Source organism: Vitreoscilla filiformis (assembly GCF_002222655.1).
Classification (GTDB): domain Bacteria; phylum Pseudomonadota; class Gammaproteobacteria; order Burkholderiales; family Burkholderiaceae_C; genus Ideonella; species Ideonella filiformis.
The window spans coordinates 3,382,635-3,402,384 of sequence record NZ_CP022423.1; the positions used below are offsets into that span (position 1 = coordinate 3,382,635).

At 63.1% G+C, this 19,750-nt stretch carries 12 protein-coding genes; 3 read left to right on the forward strand and 9 right to left on the reverse strand.

Annotated elements, in window-relative coordinates:
- The first annotated feature begins 6 nt into the window (after positions 1 to 6).
- From VITFI_RS15885 to VITFI_RS15895, 3 genes are all read left to right on the forward strand, one after another.
- On the forward strand, positions 7 to 426 hold the full coding sequence (locus VITFI_RS15885) for an ExbD/TolR family protein (protein ID WP_089417816.1): 420 nt from the start codon (positions 7 to 9) through the stop codon (positions 424 to 426).
- A 108-nt stretch (positions 427 to 534) separates the two neighbouring features.
- Positions 535 to 2,850 (forward strand): TonB-dependent receptor, encoded by a 2,316-nt coding sequence (locus tag VITFI_RS15890; protein ID WP_089417817.1) that lies wholly within the window; start codon positions 535 to 537, stop codon positions 2,848 to 2,850.
- Positions 2,851 to 2,869: 19 nt separating this feature from the next.
- Positions 2,870 to 3,556, forward strand: a complete 687-nt coding sequence (locus tag VITFI_RS15895; RefSeq protein ID WP_089417818.1) for a Fe2+-dependent dioxygenase — start codon at positions 2,870 to 2,872, stop codon at positions 3,554 to 3,556.
- A 277-nt stretch (positions 3,557 to 3,833) separates the two neighbouring features.
- Here VITFI_RS15895 and brxL read toward each other — a convergent pair whose 3' ends face one another.
- From brxL to VITFI_RS15945, 9 genes are read right to left on the reverse strand one after another with little or no spacing between them, the layout of a single operon-like run.
- On the reverse strand, positions 3,834 to 5,885 hold the full coding sequence (gene brxL / locus VITFI_RS15905; RefSeq protein WP_089417820.1) for a protease Lon-related BREX system protein BrxL: 2,052 nt from the start codon (positions 5,883 to 5,885) through the stop codon (positions 3,834 to 3,836).
- Positions 5,882 to 8,206, reverse strand: coding sequence for a BREX-1 system phosphatase PglZ type B (pglZ, locus tag VITFI_RS15910; RefSeq protein ID WP_157725726.1), 2,325 nt, complete (start codon positions 8,204 to 8,206; stop codon positions 5,882 to 5,884). The genes brxL and pglZ overlap by 4 nt, the downstream gene beginning before the upstream one ends.
- Complete coding sequence (locus tag VITFI_RS15915; protein WP_089417821.1) at positions 8,206 to 9,900, reverse strand: AIPR family protein; 1,695 nt, start codon at positions 9,898 to 9,900, stop codon at positions 8,206 to 8,208. The genes pglZ and VITFI_RS15915 overlap by 1 nt, the downstream gene beginning before the upstream one ends.
- Before the next feature lies 1 nt (position 9,901).
- Positions 9,902 to 13,303, reverse strand: a complete 3,402-nt coding sequence (locus VITFI_RS15920) for an Eco57I restriction-modification methylase domain-containing protein (protein ID WP_089417822.1) — start codon at positions 13,301 to 13,303, stop codon at positions 9,902 to 9,904.
- Between the two features lie 22 nt (positions 13,304 to 13,325).
- A complete protein-coding gene (locus tag VITFI_RS15925; RefSeq protein WP_089417823.1) occupies positions 13,326 to 13,853 on the reverse strand; it encodes a hypothetical protein in 528 nt (175 codons plus the stop codon).
- Positions 13,850 to 14,893: an AAA family ATPase gene (locus tag VITFI_RS15930; RefSeq protein WP_089417824.1), complete on the reverse strand. Its 1,044-nt coding sequence runs from the start codon at positions 14,891 to 14,893 to the stop codon at positions 13,850 to 13,852. The genes VITFI_RS15925 and VITFI_RS15930 overlap by 4 nt, the downstream gene beginning before the upstream one ends.
- Positions 14,894 to 14,908: 15 nt before the next feature.
- Positions 14,909 to 18,370, reverse strand: coding sequence for a BREX system P-loop protein BrxC (gene brxC, locus VITFI_RS15935; protein WP_089417825.1), 3,462 nt, complete (start codon positions 18,368 to 18,370; stop codon positions 14,909 to 14,911).
- Between the two features lie 45 nt (positions 18,371 to 18,415).
- Positions 18,416 to 18,973, reverse strand: a complete 558-nt coding sequence (locus tag VITFI_RS15940; RefSeq protein WP_089417826.1) for a BREX protein BrxB domain-containing protein — start codon at positions 18,971 to 18,973, stop codon at positions 18,416 to 18,418.
- Positions 18,963 to 19,685 carry a hypothetical protein gene (locus tag VITFI_RS15945; protein WP_089417827.1) on the reverse strand — a complete coding sequence of 241 codons (723 nt, stop codon included), beginning with the start codon at positions 19,683 to 19,685 and terminating at the stop codon, positions 18,963 to 18,965. The genes VITFI_RS15940 and VITFI_RS15945 overlap by 11 nt, the downstream gene beginning before the upstream one ends.
- Between the last annotated feature and the right edge of the window lie 65 nt (positions 19,686 to 19,750).

Genomic DNA, 19,750 nt, shown 5'->3' on the forward strand with positions numbered 1-19,750 from the left:
CGCATCATGGCCTTCGCTTCCTTCGACAACAAGAACGGCGCCGCCCCGGTGGCCGAGATCAACATGGTGCCGCTCATCGACGTGATGCTGGTGCTGCTGGTGATTTTCATCGTCACCGCGCCGTTGTTGACGCACGCCGTCAAACTCGATCTGCCCAAGGTCGATGCCAGCGCCAACGACCTGAAACCCGAAAAAATCGACTTCGCCATCGATGCCCAAGGCCAGCGCTTTTGGAATGGCGCGCTGGTGACACGCGCAGAAGCACAAACCCGCTTCCGTTCCGAAGGCCAGCGCCAGCCGCAGCCGGAAATCCACCTGCGCGCCGATCACGCCGCGCTGTATCAAACCGTGGCCGAAACGCTGGCCGATGCCAGCCAAGCCGGTTTGAGCAAGGTCGGTTTCATCAGCCAGCCAGAAACGCGCTGACCCCTCCCCGTTTCGCTTGCACCCCCTGCTGTCAGCCCGCCGCCGCCAGCCAGGGCGGGTGGGTGCTGTCTCGTCCTTTCATCGCCATCTCTTTGAAGGAAAAGCCCCATGCAACGCCCTTCCGTCTCCACTGTGCTGCCCCTGGGCGCACTGGCCGCTGGCTTCGCGCTCCAGCCGCTGCCGACACTGGCCCAAACTCCCGCACCCGCCACCGCTGCACCCGCCACCGCTGCGGCCAGCACCCCGGCACCGGCCACCGTGCTGCCCACCGTCAAGGTGCGCGCCGGGGCTGAGGAGCAAGGCAAAGACACCCTCAAGCCCAGCACCACGCGCATCGGCAAGGGCACCCAGGCGCTGCGCGACATTCCGCAATCCGTCACGGTGATGACCGAGCGCCTGATCGACGACCGCAACCTGGACGACTTCAAGGAAGTGCTGCGCAACACCGCCGGCGTGACCTTCCAAGCCGGCGAAACCGGGGAAGAGGATGTGCGCCTGCGCGGCTTCTCGCTGCAACAAGCGGGGGACATCTACGTCGATGGCCTGCGCGACTCCTCGCTGTACGAGCGCGACACCTTCAACTTTGATCGCATTGAGGTGCTCAAGGGCTCGGCGTCGATGCTGTTCGGGCGCGGTTCGACGGGCGGTGTCGTCAACCAGGTGAGCAAGCAGCCTTTCGGCATGGATCAGCATGAGCTGAGTTTGACGGTCGGCACAGGCCAAGAGCGCCGTTTCACGGGTGACTTCAACCTCACCACGGGCGACGACTCGGCACTGCGCATCAACGCCATGATGCACAAGGCGGACAACTGGGGCGCCACGGTGGACAAAAAGGGCATCGCGCCCACCTTCCGCTGGGGCATTGGCACAGCCGATGAATTCAGCGTCGGGTTCTATCACCTGGAATACAACAACCGCCCGAACTACAACCACCCGTGGACGTTGTCCGAAGTCGGCAGCGGCGTTGACAGTGACGGCAACCCGGTGACGTTCGCCCACGGGCGCATTCAAACCGTGCTGCCCGCTAAAAACTACTATGGCCTGAGCAGCGATTACAGCAAGGGCCAGGTCGATCATTTGACGCTGGGCCATGTTCACCGCTTCGGCGATGGCAGCGAGCTGCGCACCCAAGTGCGCCACGGTCAATACGAGCGAGACTTGTGGGTCAGCGCCATCGGTTGGAACGTGCCACGCGGCACCGTGGTGACAGCCGACAGCATCAACGATGCCACCGTGTTGGCACGCAACCCCAAAGGCCGCTACGCCAAGAGCACCATCACCACCCTGCAAAGCGACTACAGCACCCAGTTTGACGCGCTGGGCATGCGCCACGCCCTGATCGCGGGGGTGGACGTGGTCGATGAGGATGCCGAGCGCAACAACAACTTCTCGGGCAGCCTGTCGGGCATCACCTTCCCTACCACCACCGTGGGCACGCCCAACGATGGCGCCAGCGTGGCCGACACCCGGGGCGATCCGGCCCTCAACACCTTCAATTCGCGCAGCATCGGTGTGTATGTGCAGGACACCGTCAGTTTGACTTCCCAACTGAAGCTGATCGGCGGCCTGCGCTTCGACCACTTCAAGGCGAAATACCACTCACTGGAGAGCGTCGGGTTTGGGGGCACGGTCACGCCGGAAACCCACTTCTCGCGCAGCGACAACCTCTGGAGTCCGCGCCTGGGTGCGCTGTACCAGCCGGATGACAGCAGTTCGTACTATGTGTCTTACGGCACGTCCTACAACACGGCGGGCGACACCTACCAGTACTCGGTCGGCGGCCCCAGCAGTGTGGACGCCAACACCCCGCCGGAAAAGAGCCGCAATCTGGAAATCGGCGGCAAGTGGGAGCTGTTCAACCAGCGCGCTTTGCTCGGCCTGGCGCTGTTCCACTCGGAAAAGTACAACGAGCGCAACACCGACCCAGACAGCGCCGCCACGCAGCAACTGCTGTCCGGCAAGCGCCACGCCACCGGGGTGGAATTGAACCTGGCCGGACGCATCACCCCAGCTTGGGAGGTGTTCTTCAACCACAGTTGGATCCCGCTGGCCAAGATCGACCGCAGCAACGTCGAACCGAGCACCACAGGCACGGGCGCACAGGTGGAAGGCGATCGTCCGGGCCTGACGCCCAAGCACAGTGGTTCGCTCTGGAGCACCTACCGCGTGAACAGCAGCCTGCGCCTGGGTGGCGGGGTGAACTATCGCGGTTCGCAAAACCCCGAAGGTTCGCGCCAGGTCATCGCGCCGGGCTTCAGCACGCTGGACGCCATGGCCGAATACAGCTTCACCGAGCGTTACTCGCTCAAACTCAACGTCAGCAACCTGACCGATAAGCAGTACGCCGACACGCTTTACCGTGGTTTCTACGGCCCCGGCGCCCCGCGCAGCGTGCAGCTCACGCTCAAGGCTTTGTTGTACTGACGCACAGGAGGCACGGGCCATGCTGCTCCACATCGAACAGGTGCTGAACGCGGATGAGTTGCAGCAGGCGCGTGCCCTGACCGGGCCGTCCGCCCCGTGGGTGGATGGCCGGCGCAGCGCCGGCCCGCAAGCGGTTCATGCCAAGAACAACGAACAGCTCGCACAGGACAGCGAGGCCAGCCGCACCCTGCAAGCCCTGGTGCTGGCGGCGCTGAACCGCAACGCATTGTTCTTTTCGGCAGCGCTGCCCAAGCGCATCTTCAATCCTTTGGTGAACCGCTACGGCGGGGATGCCAACTGTTATGGCAACCACGTCGATGGCGCCGTGCTGCACTCGCGGGCCGATGGGCAGCGGGTGCGCTCGGATGTGAGTGCCACGCTGTTTTTAGCCGAGCCGCACGCCTACGACGGCGGCGAACTGGTGATCGAGGACACCTACGGCAGCCAGCGCGTCAAACTGGCCGCCGGCGACTTGGTGCTGTACCCGAGCACCAGTGTTCATCGTGTCGAGCCGGTGACGCGGGGCCATCGGGTGGCCAGCTTTTTTTGGGTGGAAAGCATGGTGCGCAGCGACGAGCAACGTCGCTTGCTGTTCGACCTGGACATGAGCTTGATGCGCCTGCGCCAAGCGCATGGGGAGTCGGCTGACACGGTGCGCTTGGCGGGGACGTATCACAACTTATTGCGCATGTGGGCGGATGTGTGAAGGGCAACGACTGGATCAGACGTTGAACCGGAAGATCATCGGCAACCAGTTGATTCTTCTTTGCTTCATCCGCATGTGGCTAAAAATGTACTCCGATTTGTACTCAATCACACTGCTGCTGAGTACGACGGGACAGCTCTGGGGGGTGAGCAGCGTGTTGACCTCAGCAACGGTGCGAATGTGATTTCGCCCTTCCCGTGCTGCCCGCCCCAGGGCGCGTTTCCCTCGAACAGTTCAATGGCACCAGACTCCACCCCATCGCTCCTAAGAGCGCTTGCTACTCTGTCAACGCCTTCAACAAAGCATCGCGCCCGTCCTGGTAGAACTCGATGTCCAGCTTGGTCGCCATCTCGTCCGACAGGTCGAACAGTTGGCGGCGGCATGAGACCGGCAGCAGCAGGGACTTGGCTCCCTTCTCGACCGCGATTTCGGCCAGCGTGACAGCGTTGTGAATGGGCTCGATGGTGCCCCCCAACGTGACCTCACCGACCACGACCAGGCCGCCACGCACGGACTTCTTCAGCAGCGCGCTGGACAGCGCGATGAGGGCTGCCACCCCGGTCTTGGCGCCTGACTTGGCTGCATCGAAGCCACGCAGCTGCACGGAGAACTCGTGCGAACGCGGGTCTCGGTCGCCGACGAGTTGCTGAGACCGAGCGTAGAGGTTCTGCTCGGCGCAGCGAATCGATTCCTTGAACGCCGTGGGCACCGGGTTGTTGAGAACCCGCACGCCGCTGCCCGGCCCTTCGGTCGCCTCCAGGCGGAAGAGCCCCGGATGTTCATCCTGGCCGCCCGGACTTAACGTCCACATCTGTCCGCACTCCAGAGGCTCGTCACCGATGCCGCCCTGGCTCTGCAACTCGGGCGTGCTGACGAACTTTTCGACGCCCTCGGCTCCCATCGTGTAGCTGAAGTGGGTGTTGCGGAACTCTGCCGCACCGATGCGTTTCTGCTGTTCCTTGACCCGCCGCCGAACCTCCAGCGCCAAGCGCACAGCCCACTCCAGATCCTCGTCGCTGACCCGCGTTTCCGCGTTGGGGTACAGCAGCTTCAGCAGCCCGCTGACGGTCTTGTTGACGCCGTTGAGGTCGCGGCCAGAGAGCGCACCACCCCAGTAGACGCGGCCCTGCAAGTTCGACACTCTGCTTTGGCCGCGCAGCTGCGTGAAGCACTCGGACAGGAAGTCGCTGACCAACCCGAAGTGCTGGGTGAACAGCCCCGGGTTCAGCTTGGGCACGTCCCAGCCCGGTAGGAAGCAGTGGATACGGTCCATGAATGCCGTGTCGTCACGCATCTCGGGAGGCAACGGACCGAACAGATGGCCGATGCGCTGCTGGTGCTCGACGTCGACGTCGAAGTTGCCCACCAGCACGATGGAGCCATCCGCCCTGATGCTCTCCTTGCCACGGGAAAACTCACCGCTCTCCATGTAGCCCTTCATGATGTTGACGCCGTCTTTCTGGTCAAAGGAGACGCCCGACACCTCGTCGAAGCACACCACGTCGTACTGGCATACCAGGCCCCGCTGGCCGCTGGCGTTGTGGACGAACATGCGGGCCACGGTGGCCTTGCCGCCTGAGATGAGGTGCGCATAGGGCGACACCTGCTGGAAAAGGTGCGACTTGCCGGTACCACGCGGCCCGAGTTCGATTAGGTTGTAGTTGCGCTCGACGAAGGGGACCATGCGCAGCAGCAGCGCATCCTTGGCCCGCTCTGCCAAGGTTTCCGGCTCGAAGCCGACGCTGCGCAACAGCAGGTCACGCCACTCGGCCGTCGTGAACTGCTCGCGTCCCCTGGCAAGATCATCCAGCACCTCGCGCTTGGACAACTGGATGGCACGCAAGGCATCCACACCAAAGGGCCGGCCACCCTTCTCCTGGGCAATCGAGGCGTCGTAGCCCAAGGTCACCTCAGCGTAGAAGCCACCGGTGAGCATCCGCTCATGCGCCTTCACCATCTCGGGCGTCAGCCGCACATCCGTCAGCCGGAGGCTGGGTAGGCTGGCGATGTAGGAATCTGTTTTCGAGTCCAGCCGCGCCGTGATGATGTCGATGATTTTCACGGACCCCGACTCACGAGCTCGGGCCTTGAACAGCTCCCCCTCCCCAGCCTTCACGGTACGGGAGCCCAACTGCCGTTGCACGATGTCCAGGCCCTCCTGGATTTCGGTCTCGTCAGTGGTTGCGCAGTAGCGGCCCAGCAGGAACTCGACCACGTAGGTCGGCACCGGGAACTGGCGGCTGAAGGTGCGCACCAGGTCCTTGCGCACCACATAGCCCTCGTAGGCGGCCGCAGCCTTGCGGTCAAGTTCGTCGAGCTGCATCGTCATTTTTCTCCCACCGTGGTCGCCTGCTTCTGCAGGACCTCACCATCGGCACCAAGCACCACTACCACGGCTGCTGCGCCCATTTGCTCATCATCCGCCACCGCCAGGCTGGCCTTGCCACCGTCCAACGGCTTGCTCGCTGCCAGCGAGCTGGAGGCCAGCGCCGCCTTGGTGCGGATGTCCACCCGCTGGCCCGCCGACGCGCCGGCCACCTTCACCGTACAGCGCAGGCCCTTCCAGGTGACCGAGTCAATCGTCACGGCTGGGCCAAGCGTGGCCGCGCCGGCGCATTCCAACTGAAGTACAGGGACCAGGCACTCTTGCAAGCTGATGCCGCCGTGTGCGTAGTCTGCGCCAGCCATGAAGTTGGTCACCCCAGGGGCGTAGGCCACCTGCACATCCTTGCACCAGTCCCAACCGAAGGTCAGCGGCGTGCCATGCGCGCTGTCTTTGAGGACGGCGCAGCGTCCCCACCGCATCGCCGCTTGGTGCTTCGCCAGCTCTGACTTCGGCAGCCCACCAGGCACCAACAGCCAGCCGTGGTCGGTGACGATGCGGATGTTCTTCCAGCCGGCGTCGGCGAGCTCGGTGATGCGTTCGACCACCTGGTCGAGCTGAGTCGTCATGTCCCGAGCGAGGCGGAGCCCATGTTCGTGCCCGTAGTGATCCAGGTCACCGGCCTCGGTCCAAGCGCGGCCTTGCGGGTCGCCGGTCTTGTGCTTCTCCAAGGGCGCCACACCTTGTTCGGTCAACAACTTGCGGAAGTTGTGGCCAGAGAGCGGCTTGCCATCAGCGGCCACCCTGGGTTCGAAGTCAACGTCGTCTGCATTCCCCGCGATGAAGCCCGCCACCGGCGAGCACCAGGCCTTTCCGGATGCCGTGACCGAGGGCATGCTGGTCCACTTGGCATCGAGGTTCGTTGTGCCCAGCGACGAAAGACGCTGCTCCAACAGCCGGGCGACGTCATAGCGCAGGCCATCGACGAAGACCGTGCAGGTCCCCTCCGCGAGCGTTCCGTTGTTCGGAGTCGACAGCGCCTTCAAGCCACCAGCGTCTTTGACCGCTTCTTGCAGCCTCCTGGCGGATTCCTCGAGCCAGGGCAGGTACATCGCACGCAAGGCCGCGCCAACGGGTTCAGCATCGCTCTTTGCCTGGACGCAGCCAAGTGCTTTCAGCGCCGCCTGGTCGACCTGCCAGCCCGACTGTTGGTAGCTGGCCGCCAGCTCTGCTGGTGTCTGTCCGATTGGGAGAGCTGCGCTTCGCTGGGCAACTTCTGCCAAATGCTCAAGTGCGGCGGCCAACGGCGAGCGCCCCATGCGCGACCACAGCCAACCTCGACGCAACCCGTGTTCCTTCTCTGCGGTAGCAACCGCTGTACGCGCCTGGGCCGCGTCCATGCTCGCGCAGGCTGCCAAGGCGTAGCGCAGGGCGTTTTCGCTTGCCTCGTTGGCCTGTGGGTATCCCGCCAGTTGGTCTTGGTCCGGGAACAGCCCCAGCTGCGGCAGCTGAACTTTCGCCAGCAGCGGGTACACGTTCGGGAAGCTGGCGAACGAGTCGCGGTACAGCACGGCGACTGCTGCCCATTTTCCTTCCCTCTTGGCCAGGCGCTCGGCAGCCACCAGCACCCCATCGGCCACCGGGTCGAAGCCGAAGTCAGACTTGCAGCGCTTCGTGAACACATCCCAAAGCACGTCGCCCCACTGTTGGCGCGTCGGTTCGGGCTCGTTCATCCACTGCAGCAGGTCTCGGATGGGGTTCGGCGCCAGCAGGCTCAGTAGCCACTCTGCGTTGATGGCCCGCGCTTGGAGCTCGACCACCGGCCGCTCCAGCAGCACGCCTGCCTGCAAAGCCTGGCCGAGCGCTCCCAACGTCGCCTTGTCCTGGGCGACATCGAGACCGAGACCACCGTTCTTTGAAGCGAGGAAGGCACTGACCGTCCAGTCCTTCGCATTGGCCTGGCTCCAGAACACGCCGCGGTACTGCAGTTCAGCCAGCGGCAGCAGGTTTCTCGGGCAGCTCTCGATGGCACGCAGCTCTGCTCGGCTGACACCAGGCAGGTACAGAACCGGCACACCGCTGAGCGGCACCTCAGGAACGAGCCCGGCCATCGCGCACTTCAACCAGATGGCCGGACCGGAGCGACTCTCAACGTCGTAGTTCCCCAGTGTCAGCAGGTTGGGCATCGCCTGCCGAATCAAGCCGATGGCCGACTCCCACTGTCGGTCCTTGTCGGGCCAGAGCACAGCTGCCGTCGGTGCAGCTGTGTGGGAGTTGCCCTCGGCCGCAGCTTGCAGCGAGGCTGCCAGAAGTCTGAGCAAGCTCATCACGCAGCAGCCAAAGGCGAGGCTAAAAGCTTTTGAATCAAATCGCCCCGCCGGAATGTCGCTGAGAGTTGAAGTGTGGAAACCTCTTTCTGCCCATACAACTCGTTCAACGCACTCTCGACATCCAAGACAGAATCGCGGAAGAAAGTCTCGCCTTTCTCGTCGACCAGCTTCTTGGCGGCCCCAAAGGTTTGATGGTTCAAGGCCCCGAGGGTCTTGCCCAGCTCGTGCAGCAGGCGCTGCCCCATGCGCATGGCGATGAAGCAGGATGCATAGCGCACCAAGGTCGGGTCGGCCTCAGTTGGGCGCCTTCTGTGGTTTTCGGCGACTCGATAGAGCAGTACGGCCAACACCACTTGAGCCCCATTGACTTCAGACGGAAATATCTGTGAATACAGCTTCCCAAAGTGCTCCCGCGTCAGGAACTTCGCTTGGTGAGGCGCATGCCGCCACACCGCCAAAAGCGCCTCGGCGGCAGCGCCGGCTGTGATGTCTGTTGCCCTTGGCGAGCCATCCATCCGTTTGCGTCGATAGGAGAACCCGAGCTCCTGGATGCTTGCCTCAAGTTGCCGCTGAATCTCGTCGTTTGAACGCAGGTCTTTTAGGTCAACCGGATTCTGACTGTTGGTGGCATGGGTGATTTGCAGGACGATATCGTCGTTGTCCTTTGGAAGCTTGTACAGACGCACCAACACGCTTGCGTCAGCAGGCAAGGCTTTCCCAGCAGCGGCCATGGCCTCGCAGGTTTTCAGAATCGTCATGCAGGTCTGGCCGCCATTGACAATCTGCAAGTTTTCCACGCGAACCTGATAGTCACTGTTTTGCAATGCGTTGTATGAGAAGTCATTGCAGACCAGAGTCAGGCCATTGTTGAAGAAGTAAAAGTTGGACGGCTGCGGAGACTGGAGTGTGGTTCGAATGCCTTCATTCACACGGTTGCCGTGCAATCCCAGATAGCGGCGGATATTGCGCTCCAGCAGGCGGTCACCATGCGACCGCATGAGCGCAGCCACCTCAGTTACGGGCATGCGGCCAATGCACACCCGGCTGAAGTTCATATCCTCCACATTGGCTTTGCCAATCAAGCGCAAGGTGTCATCCACCTGCTTTGGGCGCTGCAGGATGCCAATCAGTACGTCGTGGTTAACGTACTCCCAGGTCACCTGGTCCCCAAAGTTGGCGCGGTTAATGATGGTTTGGGCCTGGTCGTTCCATCTGATTCCGTTGTTGCAGGCAATGGCGCGTACCCGCGGGATGAAGCCGTCTCGCACCATGGCACGCGCCTCCTCCACTTTCACCCGCAGCCGTTCGTTGATGGCTCCTAGCTCTGCGGTCGGGTCGAAGATGTGGCGAATGGCATTGACCAGCGCGTGGATGCCGTCTTCAGGAAAGTTTGAATCCGCATCCAGCTTGGCGGTCTTGTACTTGGCTTGAAACAGCGTGACGTTGAACTCGCCATCCACTTCTTCGGTGACCTGCATGGCATCCACGCCGAAATCACCGCCACCATCGGTGACGCAGTCGAAGGCCTCCTGGGCGTCCAGGTCCAGCATGGTTTTGACGCACAGGTAAACGAACGCCAGCGGCTTGAGCCGGTCAGGCGCGGTGACATTCAGCTCGTCCTGAGCCCACTGAGCAATCTCGGCTTGAACGCCAGTCAAGCGCTGGTCGATGATGGATGCGTTCAAGTTCATATCAAACCCCGTTTTCTTCCCGTGCTGCCATTTTCTCCGCCACCGTCAGGTGGTGGTCATTGATGCGGTCACCGCCAAAGGTCTTGAACCACGGCGCACTCTCCACATCCTTGCCGCGGTCTTTGTCCCAGGTGATGTTGAGTTTGGGCTTCTTGTTGTGGCGCAGAACCTCGGCGGTCATGAAGGGGCGGATGTTGAGGCGCACGCCGTCGTTGAGGTCGGGGTTCCAGCCGATGGGTTGTTCGGCCAGGGGTTTCCAGCGCACGAAGAGGTCGTAGGGCGGTTCGCCTTCGAGGATGCGTTCCAGGCGGCGCTTGAGGTCTTGGGCGGCGGCCAGGCGCTGTTGTGCGCCGTCAGCGCCAGAGCGCACGCCAGCTTCCTGATGGCGAATCCAGTCGCCCAGGTAGGTGTGGATGAGGCGCTCCAGCTTCTTGTGGTCGAGCTGGTGGTAGTTCACCAGCGCGGCGAAGCCGTCCTTCAGGCCGTCCCACACATGCCAGATGAAGGGGCGGTGGTGGAAGCGCTTGGCGTGCTGTTCGAAGAATTTGTCGCGCAGCCAGACGTCCAGGCCCTTGCCGGTGCAGTCGGCATCGGCCAGCAGCTTGTCGAGCACGGCGGGTTTCCAACTGCCGGGCTGGACGGTTTCCCAGGCGGCAATCAGCAGCTTGAGCAAGCGGTCATGCGCGGGCGGCTCGCCGCGCACCGAGGGCAGGCAGAGGATGCCATCGTCGTCGGTGTGGTCGTTCAGTTTCTGGGCGTGGGCGATCCAGGCGCGGGCCTCGTCGGCCAGTTCCATCGTGGTGTCGGTTTCGGCAGGCCAGCGGTAACCGGCCAAGCGGGCCACGGCCACTTGCAGCGGGTCAGTGGCGGGTTGCGGGTGGCCGTGGAATAGCCATTGCGTGGAGTCGTCGGAATACGGCTTGGGCAGACCATTGGGGTAGCGTTCTGTGGCGACCTGTTGCCAGTGAGCTAGGTCAAAGGGAATCTTGACCAAGGATGAGTTCGTTACCTTGATTGATTGGTCAACCTGCCGAACCAGCGCACCGAACTCGTCGGAACTGCAGAAGCACCACAGAGCCGCAAGGTGACTTTTGTCGAAAGGGGTCAGCACCGACGTGTTGTTGTCGAACTTGGTTCCTTCGTAAAGGGTTACCGGGAGCTCGCCCATCTGGGCGCAGGCAATGCCGACTTGAGTCCATGCACTCTTTCCCCGAAAACTGGCACCTTCTTGACATACCTGGGTCATGGCGCCGTACCCATCTTCCCAGAAGAGGATGTGCTGCTTCCCGCCGTACAGTTGCGTCGATTCGACTGTGCTTTGGTGAAAGACCCAACCGGGCGCCGGCCAAGTGAGTTCCCAGAACTTTTGGCCAAAACGTGGGAAGTCGCTCGATGCGATTCCCTGCCACCCATTGGCCACTTTCCCAAGAAGCTCCACCTCGCCAATGGAGCCGCTCAAGACCCTCGCGTCCGGGTTAGCGAGCTGCTGAGCTTGCGTAGTCACTTGAAGCTCAGCGTGCCTCAGTTGGAGAGCTTTCTCGCTCGCACTTGAGGCGCCGGTCACATCAAGCCCAATCAGTTTCCCCGGCTCGCGCGGTTTGGCTTTTACTTGTGTCAGTAGGATTGCCTGCACGACCTCGCCGCTGATGGTTTCGAAGGCCCCAGAGCCAAGCCATGCCAGAGTTCGCCAGCTGACCTCTTTCAATAGTTTGGTTCGCTGCCCCTTCGACCTCGCCAGGAACAGCCAGTTCTGAGGCATAACGATTTGCACCACGCCAGCGCCCTGGTCACGACAAAGTTCCAAGCATCGCTCAAGGAAAACGTTGGCTAGGTCGTTCTTGGCCTCGGGATAGTAGGCCTCGCAGTAGTCCTTCAGCGTGTTGTTTTGCTTGCTGCGCGCCAGGTAGGGCACATTGGTCACCACCAGGTGGTAACGCCCATCCAGCAACCGAGCGGCATCCAGCAGGCCCAACGCCGTGAGCGCGTTGTCCCATGTGGCGCTGGTGTCGTCCCAAAGCTCGGGCTGATGCTCGGCGGCCAGCGCCTGCTGCAACAAACCACGCAGCAGCGAGTAGTCGGCCGCAAACAGGTCTCCGTTGGCCTTGCTGGAGTCCAAGAGACAACCCAGCAGCGGAGCCTGGGCAAAGTCAGCATGCAGACGGCGCAGCCCTTCGCGCAGATGGCCGGCGTTGGCAGCGGTGTCGGGTACTAGAGCCGCCCAGTCCTCAGGCTTGGCAGCCACCTTCAGGCCGCAGCAGGCCACCTGCGGCGCGGGCATGTCGGCGCGCACGCCCAGCGGGTTACCGTCCTCGTCGGGGAAGCGCCACGCCGCCAAGGCCAGCGCAAACACCGCAATCTCCACACAACGCGCGTCCAACTCCAGCCCGTGCAGGTTGTTCGCCAACACCGCATCCACCGCGTCCATCGCGCTCAGGCCCTCAGCCGCCATGCGCATGGGCACCAACAGCAGGAAGGCCGCCACCAGGAAGTGACTCGAACCGCAGCAAGGATCCAGCAGCCGGAAATCCTTCAGCCGATCCGGCCATCCCTCAAACTTGCCGGCAGCGGGTTGGGTGGCCCCCTCTCCCCCGCCCTCTCCCACCAGGGGAGAGGGAGCAGGCACAGTGCGCAGGTAGGTCAACGGCACCGGGCACGGCTTTCCCGGGTGGCGCGTCACCCACCACGCCCCCAGCGAGTTGTGCAACAAAAAATCCACCATGTAGGGCTCGGTGAAGAGCTGGGTCACGGCGGGCAATTCGTCCGCACCAATCTTCACTCCCGAGGCGTTGATCTCGTCCTTGCGCTTGGCCTGCCAGAACTGGTAGACCCAGCCCAGGCTGTCGCTGGCCTTGAACACCTCGGGCGACAGCGCGGCCAGCAAGCGCTCCAGCTCGCGCTGGTGCTCGGGTGCAAAAGCCAGCTCGAACACCGGGCTCTGCGGCTTGAACACCTGGGGCAGCATGCGGGCAGCCAGCTTGCCAGCCAGCTCCCACTGGGTCTTGGCGCCCAGGTTCATCGCCGGGTCGGACTCCTGCACCAAGGCTTCGCAGTCGTCCAGAGACACCGCCGCGCCGGGTTCCCACAGCAGCAGGCCGTTCTCGGCCAGGAAGCGGGCGAACAGCATGCGGTGCCAGTGCTCGTAAGCCACTTCCCACACCAGGTGCTGCATGGCCTGGGTGTCATCGCTGGCCTTCTTGTCGCCCAGGGCGCGGCCATGGGCGCGCAGGCGGCGGCGCAGGGCCTTGAGGTCGTCGCTCAGGTAGTCCGGGGCCTTGGCTTCGCTCACAGCCATCTGCCGCAGCGTAGCCAACGCGGCCTTCTCGGCCACGTCACGGGCGGACTTGACGGTGTTTTCAAGCTGGCTGCGCAGGGGCTTGGCCAGGGGTTGGTTGTTGGTTGTCATGCGTTCCCTGGAATCTTTGGTTTCAGTAGCGATTCAGTGGCCAGGCCGGGAAAGCGGTGTTCCAGCGTTGGGGGTTCAGCACCACGCAGGCCGTGGCCAGCTCACGTTGCCAGCGAGGGCCGGCACTCCCAGCAGGCAGCGCCTGCCTCAGCTCTTTGCCGACGGTGCCCAGCAGGCCGTTGTCTAGGCTCAGCACGCAGAGGTAGCGAACCGGCTTGTCCAGCGTGCCTGCGGCGCGTTCGGACCAGCGGTAGAGCCAGGTATCGCGGAACTTGTGAACCAGAACGTCGCGCAGGTGGTTCACCCGCTGGCGCCGCTGTCCCTGCTCGTCGTCAGTCACCGCAGCCTTGAAGTTGTAGTCATCAGGCGCGTGAAAATCCTTCACCTCGATGAAGAGGGTGTCGTTCGGCAACTCCACCACCAGGTCCACCGCCCGCATGGCATGCGAGAGCCCGTGGAAGCGCGAATGGGTTTTGTCCTTTTCGTCGAAGACGAAGGCATCCAGCGCGCCGGGGAACTCGAACTCAAAACCATCAGCTCGGACTTTCATTGACCCAGCCCCCCCATCTGCTGGCGAATCTCGCGGTCAGCCAGTTGGCCGAGGGTGTCGTCGATGGCGTTGGGCTGCAAGTCTTCGTAGCGTGTGAACGATGCCACTTGCACATTGCGCTGTTCGTCGCGGAACAGGCTGTGGAACATGGCCTTGTCCTCGGGCTTCAACTGGAGGTCGAATTCCTTCAGCAGGTTGTAGTTGTGGGTGGTGACAAATACCTGAACGCCCAAGCGCTGCAACTCAACCAGGATTTGCACCACAGTCCGCATCAGCCTGGGATTGAGATTGGCTTCGGGTTCGTCCCACAGCAGCACGCTGCCGTCCAGCAAAGTGCCGTTCTGGATGAGCACCCAAAGCAGCCCCAATTTACGGATACCTTCGGCCAAGAGGGTGAACTCCAACTCGCCTTGAGGGCTCTTCAGGAAGAACTCCTCGTTGCGGGTGATGACCTTGCCTTCCATCGACTGCTGCAAGATTTCCAGCAGGCGCTTGCGGTCCTTGTCGGTCGGGCCCTTCAGGGTGCCCAAGAAGGCGCGGTCGATGATGTCGGCGTAGACCTCTTCGAAATGGATGTGCCGCAGGCTGTAGAGCGAACGGAAGCCCGGTGCGTTGGCCATCATGTCCTTGACCGGGATGTACACCGACGTCAGCGGATGGTCCCGCCATAACTTGCGGTGTCCCGATTCGGTTGCTTTTGCGGCTTCCTTGGTGTGATTCGAAAATCCCAACCGCAAGGCCAGACGCTTGGGCTGGCCTTCGACCTGAACGATTCGAGTGACCTCGACATGACTCTTGCTGCTGAGGCCGCGCCTTTTGACCAGTCGCCCGATTTGCTCACCTGACGGGAGAAAGACGCGGTTGAGCTTCTCCGCCAAGGCCTTTTGACTCGTCGAGACATCACAGGCCGAATAGAGCAGCTTCAACAGGTGCGTCTTGCCGCAGCCGTTCTCACCGATGAAGACGTTCAGGCCCGTCGAAAACTTCAAGCTGAATTGCTCAAAGGCCGTGAATCGCTCCAACTTGATGTGTTCGAGCATGAGGCGTCCTCTCGTTTATAGGGCTACGGGGCCGTTCTTGAGCGTTGATTGCAGCAGTGTCTCCACCTCGGCCAACCAGGCCTTCAGCTCGGCCTCGTCGTTCAGCGTGCGCTTGGGCAACGAGACGTGCACGACACTGGGCTTGAGCATCTGTACCGCAGCATGGCGTGCGGCGTCGAACCGGCTCGACAGCGCTTGAGTCTTGTCGACCCACTGGTCAAGCGTGCAGTCATCAAGAGCGTCTTGCAGCTGCTCTGCCGTACCCAAAGCAATGACTGCAGGCGAAGTCAGGTGATGGGTCTGCGTAAGCTCGGCGCGCTGAGCTTCGCTGAGCTTGTTCCAGTCGGCGTCCTGCTGCAGCAGGGCCTGCTGCTGGACAAAGCCCTGCTGGAAGGCGTCCAGCTTGGCGTTCAGCGCCTGACGCAGCAGGTCCACCGTCTTGTCCAGCAAGGGGCGCACGGGGTCTGGGTCGGCCAGCAGGCAGCGCTGCGCCGCGATGGCGTCCACCTCGGCCTTCAGCGTGGCGTAGGGCCCCAGCGCCTTGGCGTGGCGCAGCAGGTCTTGGAGCTGTTGCCAGGTGGGCAGGCGCTTGGCAATGTCAGCGGCGGTGCGGGTCCAGGTCTTGGACAGCGCCACGATTTCTTCATGGCGGCTGAACAGCGCCCGCAACTGCGCGTTGCCGCTCTGGGCCTCGATGGCTTCCAGCGCCGCCAGCTTCGGGGCCTCGGGAGCGGGCGCGGGACCACCGGCCTTGCTCGCCTGGTCGCGCAGCTTGGCCAACAGGGCGGGCACCTTGGCCAGCTCTTCCTTGGGCTGGCAGGGCACACCCACAGCACTGAACAGCGAGCGAATCTTGATGAGCTCCGGCGGCGTGATGTTGACGCTTTCGCGCCGGAAGCTCGTTTGCGTGAGCTTGGTGCGCTCCAGGCTCTTGGCGTCGACAGGCTTGGACGCGGCATCGGTGGCGTTGACATGCCCAGACGCCAGCAGCGCATACAACGCGCCGTCGATGGCGTCGCGCGGCCAGCCGTAGGGCGGCGCCTCGAAGTTCTCGCGAATCTCCGAGCCCTTCTTGCCTGGGCCGATGAAGCCCAGCAACTTCTGGCAGACCGGGTGCTTGTCGGCTTCCTGTGTATGGCCGACGGCCTTCAGAGCTTCCAGGTTGCCCTTGCGGGCTTCGTCCAGCACCTTGCCCCACTGTTCGTGGTCTGCGGCATCGAACTGGCTGTAGAGGCGGATGGCCGAAGACTTGGCGGCGCGGTTGATGCGGTCGGCCAAGTCGTTGCCGTCGGTGGCCTCCTGACCGCCGGCCTGGAACACGCGCACGCCGGCCATGAGCTTGTCTACCAGCTCGGCCAGTTCCTTCTCGGCGTTGCGCTGGCGGCTCTCCATCGAGCGCTGCGCGTCGCGGCCCTCTTCGGTGGACGGGTTGCCCTTCTTCTGCAAGGTGGTGCGCGCAGCCTCCAGCGCCACGATGGCGTTCGTCAGCTCGGTCTTGTGCTGGGCCGGCAGGAAGGCGAAGAGCGTGGGGTTGTCGGAGCTCTTGGCTTTGGACTCGGCGATGACCGACTTCTCTTCGGTCTGCCAGCCGTCCTGAATCCACAGGTACAGGCTCTTGTCGTTGTCTTTGGGCAGGGCTTCGCCGTAGGTGGGGCTGAGGGTTCGGACCTCGTTGCCCTTGCCCTGGGTGACGCGCACCTTCTTCAGTACATCAGCAAAGCGGGTCTTGAGCAGGTCGGCACGCTTCTGTTCCACGCGCTGCGGCGCTGCCTTGAGCTCGGCCTCCTGGGCACGGAACTCGTCGTACCAGGCGCTGGACTCTCGGGTCTGGAGGCGGTACTCGGTGCCGTTGCCACCGGCCAAGGCCATGACCAAGCGGTCCTTGTTCTGCAGCTCTTCCAGCAGAGCAGGCAGCAACTTGCGCAGCTCGGACGAGCCGGCGGACAAATCGGTGACCAGCAAATCAGCCAGGGCCTCTTCGGTCGCTTTCAGGCCCAGATCCATCGCTGCGTCGGCGGGCAGCTTGTTGATGAGGTAAATGAGCTTGAGCAGCTTGGCCTTGAGCTGGGCATTCGCATCCCCAGCGGCGAAGCGCTGGACGTTCTCGAACACCTCCTTGGGCAGCTGCGCCGTGGAGACCAGGTTGGCGGCAATCTGGTCGTAGAGGAAGTCACCCGAGACGACGTGCCCCAGCGGTGCATCAGCGGTGGCCAGCACAGCCTCATGCACCACGCGCAACTGGCTGCGCAGCTGGGAGACGGTGCCGGTGGTGTCGATGGTACGGAGAACGCGTTCCCAGAAGCGGCGACGAACCGGCAGCAGCGGGTAGTCGGACGTCATGACGCTTTCATCGTCGGTGACGTGCTCGAGCTTGGTGCCGCGCAGGTGGCGGGAGATTTCACCCAGGTTGTTGCGCCAGACCTTCTCGACCTCGGGCTGCACCGAGGGCTTCTTGGCCAGGATGATTTGGCGGGTGACGTTCTCGACGTCCCAGTCGCCCAGCATCACCTGAACCGGGAAGCGGCCCATCAGTCGCTGCAGGTTGGGCATGCCGGAGAGCGCTGACTGGCCGGTGGCTACGAAGAGCAGCTTGCCGTTGAAATGCTTGCTCAGCGTCTCGGTGACCTCTTGGACCTGGAACGCCTTCTCGGCATCGGCACCGATGTACTGTTGCACCTCGTCGAGCACCACCAGCGTCAGCGGGAACTTGCCATCCGCGGCCAGCGCCGCCTCGATGGCGGTCGTCATCTGCTCGCTGGTGACGTCGGTGACCTGGGGAAACTGCTCCTTGAGCAGCTTGCGGGCGTCGGCTTCGGTGTGGGCCAGGTCCGGGCGGGCCTTCAACAGCGCCTTCGCCAAGTGGCCGGACACGTACATGTGCGGCAGCTCTTGGGACAGCGAGCGGCCAGCGGCCTTCAGCTCGGCCTTGACCGTGGGCAGCAGGCCTTCGCGGCTCATCCACAGCACGAGCTGCGCTTGGTTGTATTGCTCGGGCAGACCTTTGGACTTGAACACGATGCCGAGCAGCGCCAGGCGGACTTTGTCACCGGCACCCGCGCCGAGCTTGCCTGCGGCCGCGTGGAGCGTGCCATGCCGCTTGCCCTGGGTGCTGAGCTCCTTCAGGTGCTCGAACACGCCGGTGGGCAGCTTGGCCAGACTGCGGGCGGTGGCACCGTCGGTGAACTGGTAGTCGGTCCACAGCGTGCGCAGCATCTTGGCCAGGTGCGACTTGCCGCTGCCATAGAAGCCGGAAATCCAGACACCTGGCTGCTCGGTACCGGCGTCGAGGTTCACCAGGAACTTGTCGAGGATGGTTTCCAGACCCTTTTCGTACTGGCCGTCGCAGACGAAGGTCTCGAGCTCGTAGCGCAGGATGGCTTGAGCGGCTTCGGTGTGGTCTTCGGAGACTTCAGCGACGCCGTTGTTGACGAGCCTGTTTTCCTTCGGTGCCTTGTTGTAGATGTCCCTGTTCAGCATGGTGGTTCTTGCTTTGGTTCTTCGGTGTGTTGTGTTCGATCAGTCCTAGACCAGCAGCGGTACGGCCAGGTAGTTCCAGCCGTCTCGCGCATCGAGCAGGCGGTAGGTGTGGTTCTCGGGGTGGTGCTCTCCGGGGAAGAACACCAACAGCCGGCCGTCGACGGCCTCCTTGATGCCTTCGACGACGGATGAGACTCGCGCCAGCCCGAACAGCGTGCCGACACCCAGCAGGGCCACCACGGTGTCGGGGCCGGCCTCGGTCTCGATGCGGGTCTTGAGCTTGGCGTTGAGGTCGGCGACAAACTCCGTCAGCTCGCCGGTCTGGTAGCCCGCCAGGTCCTCTGGAGACTCGAAGTACGCGTCGCGGTACTCCTGGGCAGCCATCCACTCGGGGAATGCGTTGGTCAGATCCAGCAGCAGCCAGCGCTTGCCAGCCTGCTGCGTGGCCAAGGCGAACTCCTCGACGTTCGTGCGCAGCCGTAGTTCGTCTGCCTTGTCGTAGACCGCAAAGATGACCCGTTGGATGGCTGCGAGCCCGGCCTGCCAAGGCACGGTGAGGTGCTGACGGTAGGCGGACACCAGCTTGGCGACCTTAGATGACATGCGAGACCTCCTGGCAGATTCGTTCTTCTTCAGGCGTTAGGTAGCCGGGAAAGCGCACTTCCTTGACGCCGCCGGCGTTCATGAAGACGAGCTGGCCCCGATGAGACGCCGAGTTTGCAAGCGCCTCTAGCTCATCAGGTGAGCCACCGACCAAGTTCATCCAATCGGAGGAGAACAAGCGCTGCCCGGTGCGGCCTTCCAAGTAGCTCAGGAACAACAGCAACGTGATGGATTCCGGCTGCGCCTGGACGACAGCCCGTGTCTTGCGCACCCGACCGTGCAGGTGGCCGGATGCCGTCCAGGTGCCTGCCACGTTCTGGGCGAAGGACTTCAGAGAGGCAGGGCTGAACCGGTCGGAGGCGGCGGCGCTCAGGTGGGCCTCCACCACATCACGGGGCACAGCTGCTCTAGGAGCAAGCGACAGGATGAAGGGCTGGGAGCCTCGCAACAGCGGGTCACGTGCCAGGGCAACCGTAAGGGCCAGCAGCGGCTGGGCGGCCTCGTTGAGGGCCCACAGGCGCCGCAGCGCACGGAAGATGGGGTTGGCCGTATCCAGCGCGTACAGGGTGGCCAGGTGCCGCAGCGCGAGTTCGCGCGCCTTGCGGGTGGCCTTGCCAAGGACGTTGGCGTCGACCACGGCCGAGACGTAATCCGCCCGTTCGGCATCGGCTGCCGTGTGGGCCAGCAGCAGGCGCAGGTCGTCCAGCATCATGGTCCGCGCGGCATGCGGCCCGTTGATTCCGAAGCGGAAGCCAAGTTGAGTCAAGAGGGCTTCAC

Bases quoted from the DNA above. Each gene is read 5' to 3' on its own strand.
- VITFI_RS15945 (WP_089417827.1), bottom strand. From the start codon at position 19,685: ATGATGCTGGACGACCTGCGCCTGCTGCTGGCCCACACGGCAGCCGAT.
- brxL (WP_089417820.1), bottom strand. From the start codon at position 5,885: ATGACGATGCAGCTCGACGAACTTGACCGCAAGGCTGCGGCCGCCTAC.
- pglZ (WP_157725726.1), bottom strand. From the start codon at position 8,206: ATGAGCTTGCTCAGACTTCTGGCAGCCTCGCTGCAAGCTGCGGCCGAG.
- VITFI_RS15920 (WP_089417822.1), bottom strand. From the start codon at position 13,303: ATGACAACCAACAACCAACCCCTGGCCAAGCCCCTGCGCAGCCAGCTT.
- VITFI_RS15915 (WP_089417821.1), bottom strand. From the start codon at position 9,900: ATGAACTTGAACGCATCCATCATCGACCAGCGCTTGACTGGCGTTCAA.
- VITFI_RS15895 (WP_089417818.1), top strand. From the start codon at position 2,870: ATGCTGCTCCACATCGAACAGGTGCTGAACGCGGATGAGTTGCAGCAG.
- VITFI_RS15890 (WP_089417817.1), top strand. From the start codon at position 535: ATGCAACGCCCTTCCGTCTCCACTGTGCTGCCCCTGGGCGCACTGGCC.
- VITFI_RS15925 (WP_089417823.1), bottom strand. From the start codon at position 13,853: ATGAAAGTCCGAGCTGATGGTTTTGAGTTCGAGTTCCCCGGCGCGCTG.
- VITFI_RS15930 (WP_089417824.1), bottom strand. From the start codon at position 14,893: ATGCTCGAACACATCAAGTTGGAGCGATTCACGGCCTTTGAGCAATTC.
- VITFI_RS15885 (WP_089417816.1), top strand. From the start codon at position 7: ATGGCCTTCGCTTCCTTCGACAACAAGAACGGCGCCGCCCCGGTGGCC.
- brxC (WP_089417825.1), bottom strand. From the start codon at position 18,370: ATGCTGAACAGGGACATCTACAACAAGGCACCGAAGGAAAACAGGCTC.
- VITFI_RS15940 (WP_089417826.1), bottom strand. From the start codon at position 18,973: ATGTCATCTAAGGTCGCCAAGCTGGTGTCCGCCTACCGTCAGCACCTC.